This window comes from Gilliamella sp. CG22 (genome assembly GCF_046635725.1).
Classification (GTDB): Bacteria; Pseudomonadota; Gammaproteobacteria; order Enterobacterales; family Orbaceae; genus Gilliamella; species Gilliamella apicola_I.
Window position 1 is genome coordinate 334,541 of record NZ_JBIDFK010000001.1, and the last position, 25,961, is coordinate 360,501.

The 25,961-nt window shown below is 35.9% G+C and carries 19 protein-coding genes and 1 pseudogene; 6 read left to right on the forward strand and 14 right to left on the reverse strand.

Features of this window, described 5'->3' with window-relative positions; genetic code table 11:
• Positions 1-307 precede the first annotated feature (307 nt).
• Entirely contained in the window at positions 308-877 is a 570-nt protein-coding gene (locus ACGH46_RS01510) for a cell division protein ZapC (RefSeq protein ID WP_267351085.1), read from the forward strand.
• Positions 878-1,250: 373 nt separating this feature from the next.
• Here ACGH46_RS01510 and ACGH46_RS01515 read toward each other — a convergent pair whose 3' ends face one another.
• The 3 genes from ACGH46_RS01515 to greB form a co-directional block, all read right to left on the reverse strand.
• Positions 1,251-2,357 (reverse strand): YcbX family protein, encoded by a 1,107-nt coding sequence (locus ACGH46_RS01515; protein WP_411603654.1) that lies wholly within the window; start codon positions 2,355-2,357, stop codon positions 1,251-1,253.
• A gap of 96 nt (positions 2,358-2,453) precedes the next feature.
• Positions 2,454-3,026, reverse strand: a complete 573-nt coding sequence (locus tag ACGH46_RS01520) for a hypothetical protein (RefSeq protein ID WP_411603656.1) — start codon at positions 3,024-3,026, stop codon at positions 2,454-2,456.
• Positions 3,027-3,066: 40 nt separating this feature from the next.
• Positions 3,067-3,549 (reverse strand): transcription elongation factor GreB, encoded by a 483-nt coding sequence (gene greB, locus ACGH46_RS01525; protein ID WP_411603659.1) that lies wholly within the window; start codon positions 3,547-3,549, stop codon positions 3,067-3,069.
• 44 nt (positions 3,550-3,593) lie between these two features.
• Here greB and ACGH46_RS01530 point away from each other — a divergent pair.
• Positions 3,594-5,766 (forward strand): annotated as a pseudogene (locus tag ACGH46_RS01530) (Tex family protein); the annotation flags it as partial.
• A gap of 763 nt (positions 5,767-6,529) precedes the next feature.
• Complete coding sequence (locus ACGH46_RS01535; RefSeq protein ID WP_411603661.1) at positions 6,530-7,981, forward strand: hypothetical protein; 1,452 nt, start codon at positions 6,530-6,532, stop codon at positions 7,979-7,981.
• A 230-nt stretch (positions 7,982-8,211) separates the two neighbouring features.
• Here the strand turns inward: ACGH46_RS01535 and ACGH46_RS01540 are convergent, their stop codons facing one another.
• The 10 genes from ACGH46_RS01540 to ACGH46_RS01585 form a co-directional block, all read right to left on the reverse strand.
• A complete protein-coding gene (locus ACGH46_RS01540; RefSeq protein ID WP_411603664.1) occupies positions 8,212-9,081 on the reverse strand; it encodes a YjjW family glycine radical enzyme activase in 870 nt (289 codons plus the stop codon).
• Positions 9,056-10,603, reverse strand: coding sequence for a YjjI family glycine radical enzyme (locus tag ACGH46_RS01545; protein ID WP_411603666.1), 1,548 nt, complete (start codon positions 10,601-10,603; stop codon positions 9,056-9,058). Before ACGH46_RS01545 ends, ACGH46_RS01540 begins: the two co-directional genes overlap by 26 nt.
• 55 nt (positions 10,604-10,658) lie before the next feature.
• Positions 10,659-12,344: a bifunctional UDP-sugar hydrolase/5'-nucleotidase UshA gene (gene ushA, locus ACGH46_RS01550; protein ID WP_411603669.1), complete on the reverse strand. Its 1,686-nt coding sequence runs from the start codon at positions 12,342-12,344 to the stop codon at positions 10,659-10,661.
• A gap of 29 nt (positions 12,345-12,373) precedes the next feature.
• Positions 12,374-13,675 carry a pyrimidine-nucleoside phosphorylase gene (locus ACGH46_RS01555; RefSeq protein WP_411603671.1) on the reverse strand — a complete coding sequence of 434 codons (1,302 nt, stop codon included), beginning with the start codon at positions 13,673-13,675 and terminating at the stop codon, positions 12,374-12,376.
• 176 nt (positions 13,676-13,851) lie between these two features.
• Positions 13,852-14,247 carry a cytidine deaminase gene (locus ACGH46_RS01560; RefSeq protein WP_267351102.1) on the reverse strand — a complete coding sequence of 132 codons (396 nt, stop codon included), beginning with the start codon at positions 14,245-14,247 and terminating at the stop codon, positions 13,852-13,854.
• Between the two features lie 29 nt (positions 14,248-14,276).
• Positions 14,277-16,253 (reverse strand): bifunctional 2',3'-cyclic-nucleotide 2'-phosphodiesterase/3'-nucleotidase, encoded by a 1,977-nt coding sequence (locus ACGH46_RS01565; RefSeq protein WP_411603673.1) that lies wholly within the window; start codon positions 16,251-16,253, stop codon positions 14,277-14,279.
• A 9-nt stretch (positions 16,254-16,262) separates the two neighbouring features.
• Positions 16,263-17,450, reverse strand: a complete 1,188-nt coding sequence (add, locus tag ACGH46_RS01570; protein ID WP_411603676.1) for an adenosine deaminase — start codon at positions 17,448-17,450, stop codon at positions 16,263-16,265.
• Positions 17,451-17,789: 339 nt separating this feature from the next.
• Positions 17,790-19,055, reverse strand: coding sequence for a nucleoside permease (locus ACGH46_RS01575; RefSeq protein WP_411597096.1), 1,266 nt, complete (start codon positions 19,053-19,055; stop codon positions 17,790-17,792).
• A gap of 199 nt (positions 19,056-19,254) precedes the next feature.
• Positions 19,255-19,971, reverse strand: a complete 717-nt coding sequence (deoD, locus tag ACGH46_RS01580) for a purine-nucleoside phosphorylase (protein WP_267379417.1) — start codon at positions 19,969-19,971, stop codon at positions 19,255-19,257.
• Positions 19,972-20,012: 41 nt separating this feature from the next.
• Positions 20,013-21,242: a phosphopentomutase gene (locus tag ACGH46_RS01585; protein ID WP_411603678.1), complete on the reverse strand. Its 1,230-nt coding sequence runs from the start codon at positions 21,240-21,242 to the stop codon at positions 20,013-20,015.
• 598 nt (positions 21,243-21,840) lie between these two features.
• On the opposite strand from ACGH46_RS01585, the gene murB reads away from it, so the two are divergent.
• The 3 genes from murB to birA are packed head-to-tail and all read left to right on the forward strand — an operon-like array spanning position 21,841 to position 24,934.
• The gene (murB, locus tag ACGH46_RS01590) at positions 21,841-22,851 is read left to right on the forward strand and encodes a UDP-N-acetylmuramate dehydrogenase (RefSeq protein ID WP_411603785.1); all 1,011 of its coding nucleotides are present in this window, start codon (positions 21,841-21,843) and stop codon (positions 22,849-22,851) included.
• 12 nt (positions 22,852-22,863) lie between these two features.
• Positions 22,864-24,006: an MFS transporter gene (locus ACGH46_RS01595; RefSeq protein WP_411603681.1), complete on the forward strand. Its 1,143-nt coding sequence runs from the start codon at positions 22,864-22,866 to the stop codon at positions 24,004-24,006.
• Complete coding sequence (gene birA, locus ACGH46_RS01600) at positions 23,981-24,934, forward strand: bifunctional biotin--[acetyl-CoA-carboxylase] ligase/biotin operon repressor BirA (protein ID WP_411603684.1); 954 nt, start codon at positions 23,981-23,983, stop codon at positions 24,932-24,934. The genes ACGH46_RS01595 and birA overlap by 26 nt, the downstream gene beginning before the upstream one ends.
• 627 nt (positions 24,935-25,561) lie before the next feature.
• Here birA and ACGH46_RS01605 read toward each other — a convergent pair.
• Entirely contained in the window at positions 25,562-25,957 is a 396-nt protein-coding gene (locus ACGH46_RS01605) for a tail fiber assembly protein (RefSeq protein WP_411598810.1), read from the reverse strand.
• Between the last annotated feature and the right edge of the window lie 4 nt (positions 25,958-25,961).

A 25,961-nucleotide genomic window follows, 5' to 3' on the forward strand; every position in this document is an offset into this window, starting at 1 on the left:
ATCAATTAGCCAAATTGGCTTGGTCGTAAAAAGGTGCTTAATTGCACCTTTTTTTATGGATAAATGTTAGAAAAAATGGCTGGTTTGTTAAAGTTAAATTTTAGTATTAAATTTGATGTGATCTTAAAGGATCGCAAATGGGATCAAAAGGATCTAACTTAGATCGTTTTGATCTTGATAATGGATCACTAAAATTTTTAAAAATTATATAATTAAATAAATTTTATTTTACTTTTTTATTTATTTTTTACCTAAATTATGTTATCTTTTATGTAATTTTTTAATTTTATGGAGGGATAACATATCAATGAAAATTGCTTTTCGACCAACTGATTGTTGGCGTTGGTATTTTGATAATCAATATGATAGTTTGATGCTTGAAGTATCAAACGATATGTTATTTCGTTCATGTTATTCCAGTAAAATGTTAATTCCTGATGTTTTTAGGGAATTTCCATTTTCAGTGAGTGATGCAACATCCTATTATCAATTTTATGATAGTTGTCAAATATTGGCATTAACTGACTCGCAAAAGATTGAATTATCCATTAATGCCATTGTTGCGGCTAATTTTATTAAACCTCAAATGCCAAAAAGTTGGTATTTTTGCCAACAACCTAAGCTATATCGTCCTAAATTAGCGGACATTGTTGAAGTCAGCATGCAAGAAGGTGATCAACGGGTTTTTTTATTAGTCGTTGAAGCGGGTGAAAATGCTTCACTGTGTATTATTGCTCAACCTACATTTGTGGCAATGAATAAAACATTTTATTTTTCCGAAGCAATTAAAGTGATGAATGATCGACTGGCGCCAATCCAAAAAAATGTCATGGATGAGAGTTCGTTGATAGACCTTAAGTTAGAAGCTATTTCGTAAACAATACCATTCTAATCCGACTATTGTCTTGTCAGTAAGACTTAATTTCGATTTAAACCTGCTATATTTTGATTTTGTTATTCACAACAGGTTGTGAAGCAGGCAATGTATTGACCTGTTTAATCGATGACTTAAACGGCATTTCGTTACGGTGTCTCAGTTGAACGCTTTAAAACTGAATACAAATGACTTTAAAGGATAGCATTTAGCATCAACGGTTTTAAAATGAAGCCACATAACATTATTCGCGTATTGATTGGCAGGCTAACTTATCATCATAGCGGGGTAATAATTTATTAAGTGTCAATCAACCATTTTAATCAATAATTAACGATTTATTATTGATAAACCAGGATTCTATAACCAATGCTCATTAAGGTTTTTTTATTAATTCAATTTTGATATCACCCTCAGGTATACAACTACAAGCTAAAATACGTTGATCGCGTTTTATTGCTGATTGAGTAAGAGGATTCACTTTTCCTTGTTTTAATACCACTGCACATTTACCACAAATTCCAACTCTGCATGAATAAGGGAGAGTAATATTATGTTGTTCCAGTTGTTCTAAAATAGTCTGTTGTTGATTTCCTTTGATTGTCTTGTTCTCAAAAGTAATATTACACTGTTCGTGGTTAAACTGATTATTTTCGGGAAAAGATTTTAAATACTTTTTGGTCGGTTGCCTTTCAAGTATCTCAACAGGATCGTCAATTGATATTGATCCGACATTGCGAGCTATCATATTCATTCCAAAATCTATTTCCCCTTGCTCATCAGTCCGAAAATAGCGGAGCGTATTGAGTGGTTCATTATTTGCTAAAGGCTTTGCTGTATTAATATTAAAAGTGGTAAGTACACAGCGACTACACGGTTTAACGATATCAAAAATGACATCGCCAATTTTGATTGTTTTCCAGCCATCTTCGGCAAAAGGAAGCGCACCTTGAATGATGATATTGCTTCGAAACTGCTGAATATCGAGCTTTTCCAAGCATCTTTGTTGTAAATAATTGAATGATGCTTCATTCAATAGTAGATAAGGATAGCCATCTGCAAAGCTTACCGGTGTTTGAGGATATCGTTTTGTTCGTCTTGTCAAATTAGTGCCAATCCAACGCAGTTGCACATTTTTTTGAAGAATGTGACTAAAAAATTGGTTTAGTCTGATTGGTGCAATATGAGACGTAAAATGGTTACCCCAAACTTCGGTTGGTTCATTAGTTTCAATAAATTCATCAAATTGAATTGCTATTGATTCGTTATTTGACGTTGAAACAACAATACTGTTGTTAACTATAGCTGTTTTTAGTTTTAAAAGCTCAGGAAATTGTCTTGCGGTGATAAATGTTCCGTCAGGTTCACTAATCATCAATACACGATCATATTTGAATCCCCCTTCAACAACATTCGACGTATTTAGGGGAATACCTGCAAGCGATTTAATCGGATAGATAAATAGTTGACTGACAGCGCTCATAATAAATAAAGTGATGAGTAAAAATGATCTTAATTGTAAACTGAATTCATCGTAATTTATAGGCTCTAGATAATACGCCTATAAATAATCGATTGGCTACATAGGCAGATCTTGTAGAACTTTAGCATATTTTACTACATAGTCTAGGAAAATATTAGCAGAAGAAATGTAATAAACGAAATGTCCTTTAGTTATGATAGCATGAGGACCTTTATTTACTCCGCAGTGGTAACCAGGATTTAATTGAAGCTCTGATTTTTCAATTATTTTCTTATATTTTTCAGCTTCAATCGTAGAATCAAATGTTAATATCAAAACAGAAAAAGAAGGATAATATTTATTGTAAATACGGGTATTACTTTTAAAACCGTACCATTTTATACCAGATCCATTAAATTGATAATATTGATTCGAATTACAATCAGAGAAGCGAACCGAGCCGGATCGTTCAAAATAGAGTCGTTCATCTTGATTGAATCCATCTTGATTAAGTCTCTTAAAGAAAGCATCTAATTTGCCAAATTCGACTGGATCAAATTTTAAGGTTAATTCAGTATATGGTACTGAGGATGTTCTATTATTGAGTTGAAAAAAATAATAAAAAATTATTATTAGTAATATTATTAAAAAAAATATGCATTGAAAAAACAAAATTTTTCTTCTTTTCATACCAACCCCCTAATTCCTTAATGATTAATTTGTTAAAATGTTATGTAATTGGAGTATAGCTAATTTCAAGGATAAAAAAATAAGTTTTACCACTAGGTGTCATTACTGATATTTCATCGTCAACTTTATGACCAATTAACGCTCTGGCAACAGGACTATTAATAGAAATCCAATTTTTTTTAGGATCAAATTCATCGGCTCCCACAATGCGGTAAATTTGTACGTGACCGGATTCATCTTCTAGTTTAACCCAAGCACCAAAAAATACTTTGCCTTCTTGCCTTGGATCAGGATCGATAATGGTTAATATTTCTAGGCGTTTTGTTAAAAATCGTACTCGTCTGTCAATTTCACGCAATCGTCGTTTTCCATAAATATATTCTGCATTTTCACTCCGATCGCCAAGGGCTGCCGCATCAGATACAGCTTGAGTAACACGGGGTCTTTTTTCTTTCCATAAATATTTCAATTCACGATCGAGTGCCAAGTAGCCCTCTCTTGTTATATAATTAGCTTTTTGCATAATAAGTTTACATTCCGTTAATCGACGAGATATACAGAGATATCATGATAAATAATCAAATAAGCCATATTATAGCGGGTGAATTGACAGTAAAACCAGAACAAGTTTTAGCTGCTATTCAATTATTAGATGAAGGAAGCACTGTTCCTTTTATTGCGCGTTATCGTAAAGAAGTGACCGGTGGGTTAGATGATACCCAACTACGTACTTTAGATAGTCGGTTAGGTTATCTGCGAGAACTTGAAGATCGTAAACAAACGATATTAAAGTCAATTGAGGAACAAGGAAAACTCACCCCAGAACTGAGTCAAAAAATTACCCAAACACTTAGTAAAACTGAACTTGAAGATCTCTATCTACCCTATAAACCTAAACGCCGTACACGGGGACAAATTGCTATTGAAGCAGGACTTGAACCATTGGCCGATGCGTTATGGAATAATCCATCACTTGATCCTGATAGCGAAGCGGAAAAATTCTTCAATTCTGAAAAAGGAATCGTCGATACCAAATCTGCATTGGATGGGGCACGATACATCTTAATGGAACGATTTGCCGAAGATGCGGCATTACTGGCTAAGGTGCGCCATTATCTATGGAATAATGCGCATTTAGTTTCGCAAGTGGTTGCAGGTAAAGAAGAAGAAGGAGCAAAATTTCGTGATTATTTTGCGCAAAGCGAACTGATTTCAAAAGTGCCTTCTCATCGTGCTTTAGCGATGTTCAGAGGACGAAATGAAGGCTTTTTACAACTTTCACTTAACGCCGATCCGCAATTTGAAGAAACGCCAAAAGAGAGCTATTGCGAGCAAATTATTACTGAGCATTTAGGGATTCATTTTAATGATCAACCTGCAGATAAATGGCGTAAAGCAGTTATTAATTGGACATGGCGAATTAAGATTTTAATGCACATGGAAACCGAACTGATGACCACTTTACGTGAGCAGGCTGAGGAAGAAGCGATCAATGTGTTTGCCGCTAATTTGCATGATATGTTAATGGCTGCGCCGGCAGGGATGAAAGTTACCATGGGAATGGATCCAGGATTACGAACAGGCGTAAAAATTGCTGTTGTTGACGCAACGGGTAAATTAGTCGCAACTGAAACAATTTATCCGCATACTGGGCAAGCGGATAAAGCTGCAATGATTGTTGCGGCGCTATGCATTAAATACCAAGTTGAATTAGTGGCGATTGGTAATGGCACGGCATCGCGTGAAACCGAACGTTTTTATCTCGATGTACAAAAAAAATATCCTGAAGTCAAAGGTCAAAAAGTCATTGTAAGTGAAGCAGGAGCATCGGTCTATTCCGCATCTGAGCTAGCCGCTCAAGAATTTCCTGATTTGGATGTATCAATACGTGGTGCGGTATCGATAGCTCGCCGACTACAAGATCCACTAGCCGAACTGGTAAAAATTGATCCAAAATCAATTGGTGTTGGTCAGTATCAACATGATGTTAGCCAAACTCAGCTCGCTAAAAAACTGGATGCTGTTGTGGAAGATGGCGTAAATGCCGTTGGCGTAAATTTAAATACGGCTTCGATGATGCTGTTAGCTCGCATAGCGGGACTGAATAAAGTTATTGCACAAAATATTGTCAATTGGCGTAATGAAAATGGACAATTTTCTAATCGTAAACAGTTATTAAAAGTTTCACGCCTTGGGCCTAAAGCCTATGAACAATGCGCTGGATTTTTGCGTATTATGGATGGAGACAATCCACTTGATGCATCTGCTGTTCACCCCGAAGCTTATCCGGTTGTGGAACGCATTTTAGATAAAAATCATAAATCATTAAAAGAGATTTTAGGTGACTCGAAATATTTAAACTCACTCAAAGCAGTTGATTATGTTGATGACCATTTTGGTGTGCCAACCGTGACCGATATTATCAAAGAACTTGATAAACCCGGACGCGATCCACGGCCTGAATTTAAAACAGCTCAATTTGCCGATAATATCGAAACCATGGACGATTTGAAAGTGGGCATGGTCATGGAAGGTGCGGTAACAAATGTGACTAACTTTGGTGCATTTGTTGACATTGGTGTACATCAAGATGGGTTAGTGCATATATCAGCCTTATCTGATAAGTTTGTTGAAGATCCTCGAAGCGTAGTTAAAGCCGGTGATATTGTCAAAGTTAAAGTGATGGAAGTCGATATTGCGCGCAAACGTATTGCTTTATCGATGCGACTTGATGATCCAACAACGCCAAACTCTGAAGGTGCTAAATCAAGAATTAACAAATCAACCAGCACGGCTAAAAATACACAGTCAACGCCTATGACCAATAGTGCAATGGGTAATGCTTTTGCCGCAGCTTTTAAAAAGGGAAAATAGCGGCGTTAATATGTGTTCCATAAAACGAAAAGGAGGCTAACGCCTTCTTTTTGTTTAATGTTTATTTCATAACATTTTAATAAAATTACTAATAATAAATACAATGGTTAAAAATAAAATCAGTTAGGTTAACTTATTTAGCTTGTGTATTTTTCCATCCAATATTCATCTGAAAGCTATTAAATAATGATAAATCAATATTTAGTTATTCCATATTACTCATATTATTATATACTATACACAATTGATTCAGTTATTTGTAGTCTTGCACAATCAGTTATCTGTAATTAATCAAATGGTTAGTGCAATTAAACTGTTTTAACCTGATCTATTATATAGCACTCCTTAATTTAATATTCTTAAAAAGACTAGTTAACAATACTAGAATATTGCACTGTTTTTAGAACGATATAGTCCATTTTTTCAATTTATTCAACAAAATAGATCTTTATATGAATGCAATTTTACAACTTTCGAATAGTTTTTAGCGTGTATGCAATTTTATAATAAATTTAAAATGTAATCGGTAACAATTTTATCAATGTTTTGATAAATTTGTCGTTCACTAAAACTTCAAATCAATAACTTTGTTTCAACTTATAGACAAGCTTATGGGTAGAGGAATTAGCATGAATAGTGATATGTTTGTTTCCAAAAAACTTTATTTGATGCAATTTATATTGAATATTGCCGTTATTGCTATTTTTGGGCTTTTTTGTCGCATTGCTTTAGCAGGATTATCTGTTTCTACGACCACTGTGGAATATATTCACGGTAATCCACCAGATATTCTTGAAACCGCTGACACCAAAGTCTTAAACGGAATTCAATTCAAATTAAACATTGATGGTCTTGATCCGGCAATTGTTTCGCCGGGGCCTGCCAATAAGATTTCTGTTGCCTACAATACTTCACCTAGTCTGTATTCATTTGCTGTTGATACTTCAAGTTTAAATGAAAGTGATATCAATGATGTGGATGGTGATAAATTAGCTACCAGCGATAGTTTTATCATTCAATCGATTAATGCTGAGTGGCGCGACCAGAACAATAATGTTATTCCTTCTGATTCTACAGCATTTTTGGGTAGTGATGTGTGTAATTCATCTACGGCTAATGCAAAATCATCGGTAAAAGTGACGATTCAATTTATTGCTAAAACTCAGTACGGTGAGCCTGATACTTCAGAACCAAGAGAAGTATCAAAAACATTTGAAGTAAGTGCTGATGACGGTATCTGTTTTATCAGACCCGGTATACTGGCTTTGATTACTCACAATGGTTGGGATGAAGGTGGGAACTATGCGCCTTATGGTGCTGATACAATAGATGTTAATCCTTCTTATAACAGCGATCAATTTACTATTCATCAAGGCTTTAAGGCCACTGCAAAAGATCAAAATGGTAATTATTTCCCAACTTATGCTTTTCCGGAAGCTCGTTTCAGAATTGTACCTGTCAATCCAATATCTGATTATAGTTATACCTTGGTCAAAAATCCAAATAATTCATTGGTTAATACTGCTCGTGATTCAAATGCTGATTCTAAAAGTGAATTTAAATTTACTGACAATGTACCTGGTCAAGGTGATAAATTTGTCATATTAGTGACGAATAATCGAACGCTAGCACAGTTTTATTATACTTTTTCTATAAAACATTGGTTATATTTCTTAAATAACCTTCCGGGTAATTGGCAAAATTCAAATAGATTATGTCAAAACAATAATGATAGATTGCCAACACGAGCTGAGATTACAAACTCGTCTTTAGCTTACACGCCAACCACTAATGATAACTATTATGTAAAAGATAATGGGTACAAAAGAGCAATTGGTGAAGGATTAACACCAGAATGGGGTAAAGTCTACTTCTATGCACCTTTAGATATTATTGGTCGAGATATGTTAAATGGTTTGTCAAATTTGAAAAATTTCATCTATTATGATTTCTATTTCACCAGTGAACAATCATCAGTAAAAGATATATATGGAAATAATCGATACTACAGTGTAGGGATTGTAGAAGGTAACGTTATTGTTGAACCAGATATAGCATATACCTTATGTGTTAAATATTAGAGAATATATAAAATTATCTGCTTTTTCAAAAAGCGCAGTTAAAGTAATAAGATAATATCTTTAAATTTAATTTTGGGTTTCCACTAAATGAGCAGATCTAAAAACCTGCTCATTTTTATTGTAAAAATTTCACAATCATAAAGATAATGATCATTATATCGGTCTTTTAATTAACTCGTCACGATTCAGATATTCTGGCTATTTTCACATTAATCAAAACTATTTAATTATCATGATAAGTAAACAGTGGGCAAAATAATATTTTTCAGCCCAAATTGTTTTAACTCAGTAGCAAAATTTTCGACATGTTGTTTTGATGCTGGTTCCCATGTTTTGGCTACTCCTTGGACACCATGGTGGTGAAAAGCATTGATTCTCACTCTGATACTCGGATCCAACGCCAATAAAAAGTGCGCGATTTGTTCTGCCTTATTTTGAAGATCCGTATGAGTTGGGATGATCAAGAATCTGACTTCGTGTAATTTATGGATCTTGGAAAGATATTCTATTGTTTTTATGACTCGATGATTATCTCTGCCGGTTAACTTTTTATGAACTTGGGTATCCCAAGCTTTAAGATCAATCATCGCACCATCCATGACATTCACTACTTTTTGCCAACCCGTTTGAGATAAATAACCATTGCTATCAATAAAACAGGTTAAATGTTTTAAGTCATCGGCATGTTTAATGGCATGAAACAGTTTTTCAATAAAAGGTAATTGAATGGTCGCTTCCCCGCCACTGAGCGTAATACCATTTAAAAAGGGAAGGTATTTGCGAATGATGTTTAATATATCCTCAACACTATATCGGTAAGTCATTGGTGTTGAGTGATATTGGCAAGTCTGAAGGCAAGTATCACATTGCTGGCAAGTTGATGTCTGCCAAATAACTTGATGATGACTAAATGTTAACGCCTGATGTGGACATGTGGCGACACAGTCACCACAATCCTGACATAGTGAAATGGTATAAGGATTGTGGCAATTTAAGCATTTAAAATTACAGCCTTGTAAAAATATAACTAATCGGTTTCCCGGCCCATCAACGCAAGAAAAGGGTAAAAGTTTATTAACGATTGCCCATGACTTGTTCATGACTGATCACCCGTGGTGTACGGCATAAATAGCTATTATTAACGGTATCTTGTGCGGCTTCACTACCTAAAAATGTGGTATTAATCCGTGAACCTTCTTCTTTATATTTTTTGATATCTGATAATCTCACCATGTAGCCCGTTACTCGTACCAGATCATTACCACTAATATTGGCGGTAAACTCTCGGAAGCCAAATTGAAATGCCGCTTTACAAATTTGCAGTAAAGCGGAAGGATTATTTTTAATGGTTTCATCAATCGTTAAAATATCACTAATGCCTGATGTATAATAATGGTGATGTTTAAACAGTGCCATAATATGGGTAACAGGATCCGGCTCGTGACCATAAGGAATTCGTAAGCCCGGTGTAGTGCCTCTATCCGTACTGATGCCAGATTGAGCATGTAACATAGCTTTACCTTGCCAAGCATGGTTAATTTTATGATGATTAATAAAGTCGGCTAATTGTTTAGAAATGGTGGTAGCCAGTTCATTAGCATCTTCATCGACACCATAGCGACCCGCTAAGTTCGATTTTTCTTGTAATATATTAATCGCTTCAGCCATAGCATAAATACCAAACATGGGTGCAAATCGGTTGGCATCAATTAACCCTTCTTTTACTAAAAAACTATTTTGAAAAAAGTTTGATTTTTCGTACAAAAAGGCTGAACGGGCTTTGATTAAATTTAATTGTAGTTGGCAGTAATAGGGTAACGTATTTTGCAGAAAATCATCAATATGTTGGCTGCGCTTTGCCACTTCTTTTAAGTTGATTCTTGATAGGGTACTGCCACCACCAGCGATAGGTAAGGAGTTATAACAGCTGACAACGCCATAGCCTTTTTCATCAAAATCTTTTTGAATCATCTGATTATTGGCGATGTGAGGTTTAGCCGTTTCGCAAATATTGCCTATTGCAACGGATAGTAAGGTTTCTGGTGTGATGTTTTCATCATAGATAAAGGTTAAATTTGGTGCAACTTGTTTGAGTTCTTTGTCCACACGTAAAATCAGACGACAAATAACATTATCAGTTGGTCCAATGTTGGCATGCATAAAAGCATCAGGTAAATTACGATCTAACATTATCCAAAAATGTCTTAATCGTTGATAAAGTTCATCTTCAGTGAGATCCCCAACATAGGGTAACAATATTTGATCTAAACAACCCAGATAAACAGGCATGCCGGTAACGGATGGTACATGATGATAAGCAATAGTCAGCATATTTAAGGCATCATCAAACGTTTTGGCGGGGTCAAGTTCTAACCACTCAGAGCCTTGTTTAAGAAATTTAGCATAATCAGGTAATACATATCGAGGCTTATAAGGCGCATGACCCTCAAACATATCACAAATAACATTTTCGTCTAACGCTTTTCGGGTTTCATTATCAAGCTCAACATAAGGCAGATTATTTTCTGCCGCTAATGCCAATAAGTTGGCTTTCTGTTTGGGTGATAAATTAGGATCGGTGACGATTTGATAACAACTGCTTTGAAACTCTGTCATGTGCATATTAACCTCGATACTAAAAAGCAAATTTATTTAATTTAAATGGTGAACCTAATGATTATTTTTCGATAATCATGCGTATTGGTTCATAATCAGCAGCATTAATTGGCGAATGAGTTTCAAAATACTGTTTTACAACATCTGCATCACGATAACCAGTATCCACATAAGTAGGTAATGTGTTGATTATCGGATAGCCGTCTCCGCCCATCGCTAAAAAATCCAATGTCACCAGACGATACTTCTTTTGTAAGTCAATGAATTGTTGATTGATTTTGACATTTTCAATATTTTCACCTGAGCGCGTTAAGGTAATATTTCTTAGATGAGTAAAGCCACCCGATCCTTGCTTTTTGCTCAATGCAACGTTAAGGTAGTCAATCAATTCACGTCCGGTTAACTCGACATAAACCACACTATTGCCAAAAGGTTCAACTTTAAGAATATCTCGATAAGCAATATCGCCTTCAATCAATGAATCTCGAATCATCCCACCCGATAAGATACCCAAGTCTGCACCTGTCTTTTCAATAAAAGCACTGAGTAATAATTGTCCTAAATTACTTTGCTGATATCGGACAATATGGCGATCGCCTTCAAGTCGACCGACCAATTCGCCGCTTTTAATTGACAGTTTTTTTCTGCCTTGTTCTTGATAAGGTTGCAATATCTGCAATAGTTGTGGATCTTGAGGGATCTCAGTGGTGTAAAACTCAAGGCGTTTAGTGTCGTTGCCATTATCCACTTCTTTTTTAAGGTTAATAGGAATTAATTGATAATTTTTAAGTGTCAATTTTCCATTTAGAAATTCAAAATCTGCTCGACCTACATATTTTCCCCATTCGTGAGCCTGTACTATCCAAGTCCCATTTTGTTGATCTGGTGCGCAGGGTGTACCGGGAACATATTCAGTGACTCGTTTATTTGCACTTGCCATACAAACCGGATTTTGAGAATGTCCACCTACAATCATATTTAATTCGCCCGATTTTAAGCCTCGGGCTAATTCTACATCACCCGGCGCCATTGAACCGTGTTCACCATTTTCGTAGTGTCCCATATGGGTCACGGCGATAATCATATCTGGGTGTTCGTTTTGTTGAATTTGAGCAATCACTTTTTGTGCTTCAGGTAATGTTTGGCGAAACTCAACACCTTGCGTATTCATGGGTGAAGCGAGATAAATGGTATCATCAGTGGTAAGACCAAAAACGGCAACTCGGATACCATTTAAGTCAAACATTTTATAGGCATCAAAGACACGATTATCCGTGCCTTTGAAGTAAGTATTAGCAGACAAAAAAGGAAAATGTGCCAATTGTTGCTGTTCACGAATGATAGATAACGGATGATCAAATTCATGATTACCAACAGCCATAGCATCATAGCCTATTTCGTTCATGCCAATAAAATCCGGTTTAGCTTGAAGTACATCAGATTCGGGCACACCTGTATTAATATCACCACCTGACAAAAGTAATAATGTTCCACCTTTGGCGGTAACTTCTCTTCTGATGTCATCTACCACCGTTTTTTGAGCGGCAAGCCCATATTCACCAATTTCATTTTGCCAAAAACGACCATGATGATCGTTTGTATGTAAAATGGTGAATTGATAGGGTTGATTCTCTTTCCAAGAATGGGCTATTGGCTGTTGCGTGATAGCATCTGCTATTGCATTGACCGAAAATAGTCCCAAAGCAAGGGCTAGTGATAGTTTTTTAGTTATATTTAAATAATACATGGTGTCTCCTAATTCCTTATAGACAATCACTACTCCGTAATGACCTTATAAATTAATGTTGGCACGTGCGCATTATCACTAATAGTGATATTGTCATACAGTTTTTGTTTGATCGCATCTAGTTTGTCAGTGCTAGCGTGGATGGTAAGTAAAGCTTCGCCTTGTTCCACTTTATCGCCGACTTTTTTATGTAACACAATACCTACCGCAGGATCGATGATATCGTCCTTCGTTGCACGTCCTGCACCTAATTGCATCGCTGCGATTCCGATTTGATCGGCAACAATACGAGAAACATAACCCGATTTAAGTGCTGGTAAGGCGATTTGGTAAGGGGCACTTGCTAATTTTTCAGGGTGATCAACCACTGAGCTATCACCACCTTGCGCTTCAATTAAAGTTTTGAATTTTTCAATCGCTTTGCCATTGTTTATTGCCTCTTGAAGTTTTACTCGTGCTTCATCAAGCGTTTTCGCTTTATTCGCTAACACTACCATTTGGCTGCCCAATGTCAGTACTAATTCTGTTAAATCTGAAGGACCTTGACCTTTTAAGGTATCAATGGCTTCTTTTACTTCTAGCGCATTACCAATTGCAAATCCAAGCGGTTGTGACATATCCGAAATTATCGCCATGGTTCTTCGTCCAATTTGATTGCCGATCTTGACCATTTCATAAGCTAATTTTTCTGAATCTGCCATCTCTCGCATCAGTGCGCCATCACCGGTTTTCACATCTAAAACAATTGCATCGGCACCTGCAGCTAACTTTTTGCTCATAATCGAACTAGCAATAAGTGGAATTGAATTGACCGTACCGGTAACATCACGAAGGGAATAAAGTTTTTTATCAGCAGGCGTTAAATTACCCGATTGTCCAATAACTGACACACCTTTTTGATTGACTTGAACAATAAATTCTTGCTTATCTAATTCCATTTTAAATCCAGGGATTGACTCAAATTTGTCATTGGTACCCCCTGTGTAACCAAGTCCTCGCCCGGACATTTTAGCAACCGGTACACCAACGGCTGCCACTAATGGGGCAAGCACAAGGGTAGTCGTATCGCCAACGCCACCTGTGGAATGTTTATCAACTTTGATACCTTGAATTGAAGAGAGATCGACAGTATCACCCGAATGCATCATCGCTGTGGTTAAATCAGCACACTCTTTTGACGTCATGCCTTGATAGTAGATAGCCATTAATAGAGCACTCACTTGATAATCAGGGATAGTGCCATTGGTATAATTGGTAATAAAAAATTGGATTTCTTCAGTTGTTAGTGGATGACCATCACGTTTTTTTTCAATAATATCTACAAATCTCATTAATCTTCTCTCTTAATGTCAATATATTAGGTTAATATTACCTTGGTCTGTTTATTTGATGTTAAACGACGTTTAAATCAGTCAACATTTTTGCGCATAAATTGTATAATTTAATACGACATGACATTGTCATTTTTACTCATTTTTAGTGATAATTTTTTATTATAAGAATGTTTCTAGTCTAAATCACTGGGTGAAAATGACCAAGGTAATAACTCACCAACGGTTGTTTCTTGTATTTTTCCTTGCATATTTGTCAAAATTACGGGCATATCTTTAGCGCAAAATTCACTTATTACTTGGCGACAGGCTCCACAGGGTGAAATAGGTTCGTGGGTATCGCCAATGACAACTAATTTTTTAAATTTGCGTTTGCCTTCTGAAACGGCTTTGAAAATAGCGGTTCGTTCGGCACAGTTAGCCAATCCGTACGATGCATTTTCAACATTGCAACCTAAAATGACCTCGTCATCTTCAGTAATGAGTACCGCACCAACTTGAAATTTAGAATAAGGTACGTAAGCGTTAGAACGTGCGGTTTTAGCCAGTTCGATTAGTTTTTCAATTTTCATCATGATAATCCTGTTAGTTATACCTTGTTCTATTGATGTTTAGATTGCACATTCATCGGTGATTGTAAATCCAGACGATAAACCCCAAATCCTAGATTATCTTTTTCCACATAGCTTGTTGGATATAACGAATGTTTTTCGATAACTGCTTTGGCTGCTTCAGTTGGTGATGATTCAAAACGAATATCTAATTTGGTATTACTGGTTATCGGGGCAATTTGCCAGTTATTATCGACTGCCACCTTTACCTCCCCATTTTTATGGGTGGTGTTAGTGATATAAGCCGATAAAATCACTCTTAAATCATCGGGTGAATTAAATTTAACATTTTTGCTTCCCGTTCCCGGAAACGCACCGGTATAAGCACGATAATTATTTGTTGCTATCAAGAAGGTTTGATGAGGATCAATTGGTTTTTGTTGATAGGTTAAATTTTTAATTCGTTCAGACTGCGCATTGATTAGTTGGCAATTGCCATCGTAGCGAGCAGGCTGAGTAATATCAATTTGGTAATTTACGCCATCAATCGTATCGAAATTATACGTTCTGAAATGATCCCAATCTATTAAGTACTGCGGTGTCGTGACTTTCGTATCAATTTGATTATATACCCCTGCCGAACATTCAAGCCACTCTTTGACCTCTTTGCCGGTCACTTGGACGACTGATAACAGGTTAGGGTATAAGTAGATATCCGCTGCATTTCTAAATGTAAGATCGCCTTTTTTTACATCAACAAAAGCAGTTGGATCGTTTTTTCTACCGCCAGCCTTGAACGGGGCAATAGCCGATAAAACCGGTAAACCATCAAGATCTGGGTCACCTTGAATAAACTGTTTTACATATGCAATTTGCGCATCACTTATAATTTGTAATGCCGTGGTATCTTGAACTAAAGCCAAATAACTGGTGATATCACTATCAATTTTCCCAATCGGTTTTCCGACAAATTCACGTGTACCTTGGTGATCTTCCTTTAGTACATGAGTAATATGTTGATCGGCATCAACCAGTGCTTTTTTGGTTTTCATGTCATAAATTGGGCGAGCTTGAGATTTACCTGAAGTCACTTGCCAATTTGAATTGTCACCATTTAGGACTAAATCAACAACGCCCAAATGGCTTCCCCATTGTCCGGGCATAACGGCAGGCACATGATTTATATTGCCGGTTTCAATATTAGTATTCGGTAATGATTTAAAATCGTCGCTTGGAAACACGCCATGTGAATGACCAAACATAATAGCATTAATACCCTCTACTTGACTTAAATAGTATACCGAGTTTTCGGCTAATGCTTTATAAGGTTCAGCAGAAACACCCGAATGCGGAATGGCGATAATGATATTAGCTCCTTCTTTTTTCATTTGCGGAACTAACTGTTTGGCTGTTTCTGTGATGTCTTTAACTTCGACTTTTCCATCCAAATTTAATTTATCCCATTGCATAATTTGAGGTGGAACAAATCCTATATAACCAATTTTAATAGTGTGTTGATTACCTTCTCGATCAATAACCGGCGTGTCGACAATAATATATTGTTTAAAAAAGGGCTGCCCGGTCGTTGCATCATAGACATTGGCATTAATATAAGGAAATTTAGCACCGGCAAGGCTTTTTTGCAGGAAGTCTAAACCAAAGTTAAACTCGTGATTACCTATGTTACCAACGGTATAATTTAACGTGTTCATGGCTTTATAGACAGGGTGGGTCTCACCATTTTTAAGCCCTTTATTGACAGTATAATCTGCCATAGGACTTCCTTGAATTAAATCGCCATTATCAACCAGTACACTGTTTTTGACTTCATTGCGAGCTTGATGAATTAAATTGGCGGTTTTAGCGAATCCAAAGGTATCGACAGATTGATCTTTAAAATAGTCAAAATTCATCATATTGCCATGCAGATCGGTTGTTTCGATAATTCTTAAATCTACTGTTGCTGCATGGAGCGTGCCAGAAATCAATAGGGTTAATAAGGTGAAAGTGAATTTATTTTTTAACATATGGATCTCCTATTTATTTCCGGTAATGCTATTTTTCATCCGTTTTAATAATAAATGTTGGTAATGAATAAATCGTTTAATAATGGCTGGGTGATAATTATTTTCATTGATTGCTGTTTGTAATGATAGCTGATCATCGGTGGTGAAACAGGATAGTACATAATCCGTCAACCGTGCTTTTTGCAAATCTTCAACAAACGCCGCATCAATTCCACACAGTGTAATATCGAGCAATTCTAAACGAGTAAAGTGAAAGATAGATTGGGCTAAACAATATTCTTTTTCGATGTCAGTACCAAAAATGCCTGCGTCATCGGTATTTAAGGTAATTCGTAAACCCTGATCATAAAGCTGTCTTACCGGGTGATGATGGATATCCCCATGTAACTCATTGACTAAAATGCGGTTACTGGTTAACGCAACTTCTAATGTTATGTTGCGTCGAACTAATTCGTTGATTAATTCCTGATCTTCAATCGCTCGAATGCCATGTCCAATCCTATCTGCACCATGTTTAAGAGCTTGAATAATGCTTGCTGCGGATTCTATTTCGCCAGCATGATAAGATTTTTTTAAATTGAGTTTTTGGGCTAATTGGTGTGAGGTTTGAAAATCATCGAAGTGACCGGCTTTTTCATTACCAGCAATATTAAAACCGGTAATAAATGGGTGAGGGTTTTTTTCAATAAATAATAGGGTATCATGTACTGTTTTCGCCCCTAAATGCCTAACACCAATCACATGATATCTTACGGTAATATTAAATTCTTTTTGTACGTCAGTTATGGCGGCATCCATTTGCTGTAAGGTTTGATGAAATTGCTCTTCATCCCAGATTATTTCACCCTGTTCTTCTGTTGCGCAAATGTGATAAGGAGAAAGAAAGAGTTCGCAATAGATTAGCCCCTGTTTGGCATTTCGATAAAGAAAATCATAAGTAATAAGGTAATAATCTTCGGGGGTTTTTACAAAATTTGAGACAGTATCATAGGTTTGAATAAACTGAACAAAATCAGTTTCATCATAACGATATCGCCCATTTTTATATTCGTTAGCATCATATTCACCCGATTGATAGCATAACGAAGATGGGAAGGTAATATGATTTTTATCAGCTAACTTTTTAGCCATAAAAGGGGTAATACTACCTTCAACATGTTCATGTAATATCACTTTAGGAAGCAATGGTTTATTCATTTGATAAGTTATCTTTTTAATGTGCTTTCTCGGCTCCCACTATTAGGTCGCTTAACACAAATAGTGATAGATTAATGGCATTTTAGCTTTGCTAATTGCGTTGTTATCTATTTTACCTTGATCAGGTATCTTATTTCCATACTTTTTGTGTGACCAATTTTTATTTTGTGAGATAGGTATCGTTTTATTTTAAACAGTATCACGCTGATTAATTACATTATCTCAAGGTTAAAAAGGGTAATTTTAAACGTTAGCTTAATCAATATGCTTGTTTTTGATTCAATCAGAAGGACAATGATCATTATCCTTCTGTGATTGAATGATACTTCTTAATAACAATTAATTAACGGCCTCGGCTGTTTTTTGTTCATTGGTGTCATTTTTAAATATGACCATAAATATGACAGCCAGCACCAGTGCATATCCAGCAAAAATGAGCCATACGGTATGCCAATCTGTGATCTGTTTTTCATCAATGATTTGCGTATAGTGTTCGGCGACAATTCCGCTAATCACCGAACCTAAATAAGCACCAATACCATTAGTCATTATCATAAATAGACCTTGAGCACTGTTACGTATACTTGGCGATACCGATTTTTCGACATACATGGAGCCAGAAATATTATAGAAATCAAATGCACAACCATAAACTATCATCGAGAGTAACAGTAATACAAAGCCAATTGGTGATGGGTCGCCATAGGCAAAAAGACCAAAACGCGCAACCCAAGCTAGAATACTAATCAACATTACATATTTGATGCCTAATCTTTTCATAAAGAAAGGTACAAATAAGATAAATACGACTTCCGATATTTGTGAAATCGACAATAAGACTGACGGGTATTTCACAACTAAACTCGTTTCATAGATCGGAATGTTTCTAAAGTCTCGTAGGAATTGGTCACCAAAAGTATTGGTAATTTGTAAAATTCCACCTAATAAGACCGCAAACAGGAAGAATATTGCCATTCTTGGTTGCTTAAATAAGACAAGTGCATCTAATCCTAACGAACTGATAAGCGATTTTTCTTTGATTGCATTTTTTGATGTCGGAATCAAAGGGAGTGTTAACGACACCAGACATAATACGACTGAACCGGCTGCCGCTGTGTATAGTTGCATGTTACTAAGATCAAATTTTAAAAAGCTAACTAACCACATGGCAACAATAAAGCCAATTGTGCCAAATATTCGAATGCCGGGAAATTCAGCGATGACATCAAGCCCTTTAGATTCGATACATGAATAAGCTATTGAGTTTGATATCGCAATGGTAGGCATGAAAGCTAAACAATGAATAAGCATGACAATCATCATCATAGAGGGTGAAGTAATTAATGCAGCAATGCATAATGTAATTGCACCAATTAAATGACAAAGCATGTATAAGCGATTAGCAGGGATCCATCTATCTGCAACTACACCTAATAAACCCGGCATAAATAGCGATGCTAACCCCATTGAACCATACACTAATCCAATATCTGTTCTTGAAAAGGATAAAACATCATTCATGTAAGAACCGAAGGTGATTAACCAACATCCCCAAATAAAAAATTGCATAAAAAATATAACTTTTAGTTGTAACTTAGTATTCATTTCAATTCCTTATTCAATGCGATCTTTTTCATAACTTCTTACCTAAAATATAATCAATAAATTGATTGCAACTTCAACCTGTTGTACAGCGATATTGCGTGAAACCGAAAAAATTTTTTTTGACTGAACACTTTTGATGATGTAGTTCAGTCATTAACAATTTTGAGTAATTAAAAAAAATGGCAGTCATTCTGCCATTTTAGTTTTGGTTTAATAAAACCGATTCTAACGCAACGGTGATCATTTCTTTAAAACCAAGTTGACGCTGTTCAGCTGTCATGGCTTCGCCTTTACGTATATGATCAGATACTGTACAAATAGCTAATGCTTTGGCACCATATTCCGCGGCAACCCCATAAATTCCTGCTGCTTCCATTTCAACCCCTAAAATGTTGTATTTTTCCATTACATCAAACAGTTCGGGTTCAACACTATAAAAAAGATCAGCTGAAAAGAGGTTACCCACTTTTACATTAACACCTAATTTTTTGGCTGCACTTACAGCGTGGCAAGTAAGATCAAAATCGGCAATAGCTGCAAAATCATGATCCTTAAAACGAATACGATTAACTTTAGAATCTGTGCAAGCACCCATACCAATAATCACATCGCCAATGTTTACATTTGGGCTAATCGCACCACATGAACCGACACGAATGATATTTTTTACACCATAAAATTTTATTAATTCTGTTGTATAGATAGAACAAGATGGAATGCCCATTCCATGCCCCATAACAGAAACTTTTTGACCTTTATAATAGCCAGTAAAACCTAACATCGCTCTTACATTGGTCACTTCTTGTGCATTTTCTAAAAAGGTTTCTGCAATAAATTTTGCTCGTAATGGATCGCCTGGCATTAAGACAGTTTCTGCAAAAGCATTTTCAATTGCGTTAATGTGTGGGGTAGACATTAATTTCTCCTGAAAGTTTTTGAAAAATAAATTTCTGTTACCTATTTTTTGATAAAAGATTGCCCATATTCCATTGGTGATAAATCAAAATAATCGGCAACACTTTGACCGATATCAGCAAAGGTTTTACGATGCCCTAAGGAACCAACAGGAACACTATCACCGTAAACGATGACTGGAATATGTTCACGAGTATGATCTGTGCCAGCCCAAGTTGGATCGCATCCATGATCTGCACTGATAATCAGTAGATCACCCGGTTCGATAAGATCTAACATTTCGGGTAAGCGAGAATCAAAATATTCCAGCGCAGCAGCGTAACCGGCAACATCACGTCGATGACCATAAGATGAGTCAAAATCAACAAAGTTAGTAAATACAATCGTATTATCTTTGGCTTGTTTTATCTCTTCAATTGATGCATTGAAAAGGGCTTCAATACCGGTTGCTTTGACTTTTTTTGTAATACCAACATGAGCATAAATATCAGCAATTTTACCGATTGACACGACAGTGCCTTGTTTTTCATCAACCAGTTTTTTTATCATGGTTGGAGCCGGTGGTTCAACGGCTAAATCGTGGCGGTTACCAGTACGGACAAATTCACCCGCTTTTTTACCGACAAAGGGTCTGGCAATCACACGCCCAATGTTATAATTGCCTTTATTCAGTTCATCACGCGCGATTTCGCAGATTTCATATAATCTATCTAAGCCGAATGTTTCTTCATGACACGCTATTTGAAAAACTGAGTCGGCTGAAGTATAAAATATCGGTTTGCCACTTGTCATATGTTCTTCACCTAGCTCATCTAGAATAATAGTTCCTGATGAATGGCAGTTACCTAAATAACCAGATAGGTTGGCGCGCTTTACAATTTTATCTAATAATTCTTGAGGAAAACTATTGGTGGTGTTGGAAAAGTAGCCCCAATCAAAAAGTACAGGAACGCCAGCTATTTCCCAATGTCCTGATGGTGTATCTTTACCCGAAGAAATTTCACTAGCGTAGCCATAAGAACCGATTATTTCACCTTCTGTGCGCATTCCTTGGGGATAATAACCGGTCGATTCGTAGGCTGCTTCGATTAAGCCTAGCTTAGCTAAATTAGGTAATTTTAATGGACCTTGGCGTCCTTTATCGGCTTGACCTAATGCACAGGCTTCGGCAATATGACCTAATGTATTCGATCCTTCATCTCCATATTTTTTTGCATCTTCGGCTCCACCAATTCCAAAGGAATCGAGGATCATAATAAAAACTCTTTTCATAATTTCCTCTAAATCTCAAATATCACTAAGCTTGGCAACCATGTTATGAAATAACGATTGCTAATATTGTGATCTAGCACACATTTGCTTACTTTATTAAAGTCAATTGTGTAACAAAAAAATTTTTTTAACGATTAAAACTATTTTTTGAGCCCTTTATAATAAAAGGTTTTCAGGTTAGTTATAATACATGATAAAAAAAAACAGAAAAGATTTAAGCATCGTTTTAGCTGATTATTTGATTAATATTAACGGATTTTGTAAAAAATATTATGACATATTCGCTAATAGAGCGATTAAATAATGTTTTGTTAAGCAATTTGCAGAAAATTATTATTGAAGAAATTAAATGATAAATTTAATTATGATGAATCAAATCTCAAAGGTGTTGTGTTAAAATGAACTATTTAATATCTCAATTATTTAACAAGATGTTAACTAATTCACATCATATTAGCATAGCCCATTTAAGGAATGACGTTATATAAAATCCTGAAAGCTAACTTTAGACATTAACACAAAATAAATACCAATTTAATTAATACACGTTAGTTTGCCCATTTAGGATGAAGTTAATTATAAAAAATAAAGGTAGTGAATAATGAATCAAAAAATCCCGAATACTTTTGGTCTTGAAGTTTTTGCTAAACATGTCATCACGGTATCGAGCGTATTGGAACTACAAAATGTTTGGAATGATAATGTTAATCAACCGATTATGATTATAGGCGAGGGGAGTAATACCCTTTTTACTTGTGATTTTGAAGGCACAATTATCGTTAACCGCATTAAAGGTATTACCATAACTGAAACGGAAAACGAATGGTTGTTAAAAATAGGCGCAGGAGAAAACTGGCATGATATCGTAACAAAAACGATCACACAAAATATTGCTGGTCTAGAAAATTTAGCGCTTATACCGGGCTGTATCGGCTCTGCACCAATTCAAAATATCGGTGCTTATGGTGTTGAATTTCAAAAAGTTGCTGACTATGTTGAATTGCTTGAACTTGCAACCGGTAATATTATCACCGTGACTGACGGGCAATACGGATACCGTGAAAGCATTTTTAAACAACACTATTCTCAAGGATATGCGGTAATTTATGTCGGTATAAAATTAGCAAAACAGTGGCAGCCAGTACTCACTTATGGTGAATTAAAAAACTTTGATGCTAAAACTGTCACGCCTAAAATGATTTTTGATAAAGTGTGTGAAATTCGTCGCAGTAAACTACCCGATCCTAACTTACTTGGTAATGGTGGCAGTTTTTTTAAAAATCCAGTGGTGGATAAAGTTATTGCCGACAAACTAATTGAAATCTACCCGGCAATGCCAATATACCCACAATCAAACAATCAAGTTAAATTAGCCGCTGGTTGGTTAATCGATCAGTGTGGTTTAAAAGGCTATCAGATTGGTGGTGCTGCTGTTCATCAACAACAAGCATTGGTTTTAGTTAATATCAATAAGGCAACGGCACAAGATGTAGTTGATTTAGCATGTCATGTTAGAAACGCCGTTTTAAATAAATTTTCAATACGTCTATCACCTGAAATCCGCTTTATCGGTGCAACAGGCGAAATTGATGTAGACAATTTTTTATAATCATTTTGAACTATGAAACACTCTTATTCATTTCCGATTTTATTAACAAGTTTACTCTTTGTTACAATCGCTTTATCAGCATTAAATACCCAAGTACCACTGTGGTTAGAAAAAGACCAATTTTCGTTAGGGCAAATTGGTCTGGTGGGATCGAGTTATTTTGCTGGTAACTTGCTTGGTACAATCATGGCAAACTGGTTAATTAGTCATTTTAATGCTCGTTATACTTATACCTATAGTTGTTTACTTTTCGCTATTGCCACCATTGGCTTAAGTTTTTCAATGGATTTTTATAGTTGGGCAATATGGCGTTTTATGATTGGTATCGCTTGTGCGGTGACATGGGTTGTGATTGAAAGTTGCATTTTAGTCACCGGAACAGTACGTACACGAGGAAAAATGCTAGCGGTTTATTTAACAACTTACTATATTGGTACGGTGTTAGGGCAAGCGTTGTTAAGATATTTTCCGCAAGAAGTACTCTATTTTGGACTGGTTATTACACTATTAATGGCATTGGCTATTTTATTTATTTTGCTTACTCACTATAAATTACCAAAAAGAAAGAAAAGCGGTTTAAATATTGTTCCAATGATTTTACATAAGCCTTCTCGGATAGGGCTTATCGGTTGTATGATTGCGGGCATGTTAATTGGTTCTTTATATTCATTATTACCTGTCTACTATTCACATTTAGGGTATAGCGATAGCCAAGTCGCTAATTGGATGATTTTACTTATTTTGTCTGGCGTTATTGCGCAACTTCCTGCTAATTGGTGTGCAGATAAATATGGCCGTCGAGTGGTGTTACTGATTGAATCTTTAATCATGTTAGTTGCTTGCTTATTATTGGTATTTAATTTATTTGATGTGTTTGCCATTATTTTATTAGGCACAACCATCTACACGATTTATCCAATATCCATGGCATGGGCTTGTTCTTGTGTACGAAAACAAGATATTGTATCAATGAATCAAGCAATGTTATTAACCAATACGTTAGGAAGTCTTATTGCGCCGGCGATCATTGCTTATGTCATGGATATAACCAATAACTCTTATTTATTCATCAGTTTTGCTATAATTTCACTTTATTTTATTATTTTATTAGTCTACAAGCGAGGAGCGAATGCGCAGTTATCAAAATCCCCTTAAATTAATTGAAATTCTAGCCGACGGAAATTTTCATTCCGGCGAAGAGCTAGCGTCTGATTTTGGTATTACGCGTGCCGGAATAAACAAATATATTAAAGTGCTCCGTGAATGGGGAATTGAATTATCCTCGATACAAGGTAAAGGCTATAGTTTAAAAATACCGATGGACTTATTTAATAAATCCAAGATAGATCAGTATTACCAAGCTGATAGTCGTGTTGAAATTTTACCAATTATCGACTCAACTAACCAATACATGCTGAATAAAATACCCGATTTAAAATCGGGAGATTGCTGTATAGCCGAATTTCAGTCAAAAGCACGAGGAAGACGGGGGCGTCAATGGTTTTCACCTTTTGGTACCAATCTCTATTTTTCAATGTATTGGCGATTAGAGCAAGGCATTGCAGCAGCAATGGGACTAAGTCTAGTTGTGGGTATTGTTGTTACGCAGGCTTTACGTGAATTATCGGGTCAAGATATTAAAGTAAAATGGCCTAATGATCTCTATCTAAATGACCAAAAATTAGCAGGTATCTTGGTCGAATTAGCCGGTAAAACTGGAGATTGTGCTCATGTTGTGATTGGTATCGGTGTTAATTTAAACATGACCAATCCCGACCCAAATATTGTCAATCAAAAATGGGCTAATTTAGGGAACATCAATCGTAATTTATTGGTTGCCAAAATTGCAAAAACATTACGGGAAAATTTAGAAAAATTTGAAAAAAATGGATTAGCATTTTTTATTGATGATTGGAATCATCTCGATAATTTTATCCATCGTCCTGTTAAATTACTCATTGGTGATGATGTGATTCGAGGTGTAGCAAAAGGTATAAATGATCAAGGTGCTTTACTGCTTGAACAAAATGGCAAAATTCAAGCATATATTGGTGGTGAAATCTCATTACGAAGTGATGAGTAACAAATTGTTCCCTGTATACACAGGGACAATAAATTCTTCTAAAATTCAATAAATATCATGTTTATTAACTTTTCACTTTTTGGTAAAAATTCTGCAAAGTGAGTTAATGGCTGTACCCTGTTAGTTAACAAGTAGAATGTGACAAAGTCCAAAAAGGAAAATATTTCACTGCAATTCATTAAAATCCATTCCCAAAAGCGAGAAATGACCTTGTAATTAGAAATTGGTCGGTGCACGAATAAATTACAAGAAGAATAGGCGCATCTAACTCCTTGTTGAATTCAATTAACTAATTGATTAATATAAATTAATTTTTATAAAATATCTAAAACCCAACTGAATAAAAAAACAACAAAAAAGTTGGTAGAATTTTAAACTTTGCTATTTTAATTAATAAACAATAGGTTATAATTAGGGTGTTCCCTGTATACACAGGGATAAACCGAGGATTCACGCTCAACATAACGTAAATTATACGTGTTCCCTGTATACACAGGGATAAACCGCGCTCAATAGCAAAACGCTCATTTGCCTGCGTGTAGCGCGCCCGCCACAACGAAAATAAAATCCGGTCAACGCGACAACCCAAATTATTATCGCACTAACCGAATTTACCAATAGCAAAACTTAGACTGGCTGTTCTGGCCATTCTATTTCATGACCAACATCAGCATCAATTTTGGATAACGCAACTCGATATCGTCTCCACTCTATTAATTGAGCTATATCATTATCAGTGGCCTCACTGAATTCAACAACATCCTGTAGTATTGAGAGCTGCTGACTGGCATAGCTAATTAGCTGGCTCTTTCTAGCTTTATTCACCGCCCTGATTTCATCGGTATTCAGAGTGGGTTTAACGGCTACAGGAGCACCATTTTCATCCGGCTTAATAGTGAACCCCTCTGACTGTTTTTGCATTAATTCTGCGTGTAATTCTGCAGTTATCTCAACCGATTCACTAGGAATCTCATTAATTTCGTTAACATAAAACCCGTTATTTGTCGCATTGTAATAAATCACGTTA

Bases quoted from the DNA above. Each gene is read 5' to 3' on its own strand.
- birA (WP_411603684.1), top strand. From the start codon at position 23,981: ATGCGCAGTTATCAAAATCCCCTTAAATTAATTGAAATTCTAGCCGAC.
- ACGH46_RS01575 (WP_411597096.1), bottom strand. From the start codon at position 19,055: ATGAATACTAAGTTACAACTAAAAGTTATATTTTTTATGCAATTTTTT.
- ACGH46_RS01515 (WP_411603654.1), bottom strand. From the start codon at position 2,357: ATGAGCGCTGTCAGTCAACTATTTATCTATCCGATTAAATCGCTTGCA.
- ACGH46_RS01560 (WP_267351102.1), bottom strand. From the start codon at position 14,247: ATGAAAATTGAAAAACTAATCGAACTGGCTAAAACCGCACGTTCTAAC.
- ACGH46_RS01565 (WP_411603673.1), bottom strand. From the start codon at position 16,253: ATGTTAAAAAATAAATTCACTTTCACCTTATTAACCCTATTGATTTCT.
- add (WP_411603676.1), bottom strand. From the start codon at position 17,450: ATGAATAAACCATTGCTTCCTAAAGTGATATTACATGAACATGTTGAA.
- greB (WP_411603659.1), bottom strand. From the start codon at position 3,549: ATGCAAAAAGCTAATTATATAACAAGAGAGGGCTACTTGGCACTCGAT.
- ACGH46_RS01585 (WP_411603678.1), bottom strand. From the start codon at position 21,242: ATGAAAAGAGTTTTTATTATGATCCTCGATTCCTTTGGAATTGGTGGA.
- ACGH46_RS01520 (WP_411603656.1), bottom strand. From the start codon at position 3,026: ATGAAAAGAAGAAAAATTTTGTTTTTTCAATGCATATTTTTTTTAATA.
- ACGH46_RS01555 (WP_411603671.1), bottom strand. From the start codon at position 13,675: ATGAGATTTGTAGATATTATTGAAAAAAAACGTGATGGTCATCCACTA.
- ushA (WP_411603669.1), bottom strand. From the start codon at position 12,344: ATGTATTATTTAAATATAACTAAAAAACTATCACTAGCCCTTGCTTTG.
- ACGH46_RS01595 (WP_411603681.1), top strand. From the start codon at position 22,864: ATGAAACACTCTTATTCATTTCCGATTTTATTAACAAGTTTACTCTTT.
- ACGH46_RS01545 (WP_411603666.1), bottom strand. From the start codon at position 10,603: ATGCACATGACAGAGTTTCAAAGCAGTTGTTATCAAATCGTCACCGAT.
- deoD (WP_267379417.1), bottom strand. From the start codon at position 19,971: ATGTCTACCCCACACATTAACGCAATTGAAAATGCTTTTGCAGAAACT.
- ACGH46_RS01510 (WP_267351085.1), top strand. From the start codon at position 308: ATGAAAATTGCTTTTCGACCAACTGATTGTTGGCGTTGGTATTTTGAT.
- ACGH46_RS01540 (WP_411603664.1), bottom strand. From the start codon at position 9,081: ATGAACAAGTCATGGGCAATCGTTAATAAACTTTTACCCTTTTCTTGC.
- ACGH46_RS01535 (WP_411603661.1), top strand. From the start codon at position 6,530: ATGAATAGTGATATGTTTGTTTCCAAAAAACTTTATTTGATGCAATTT.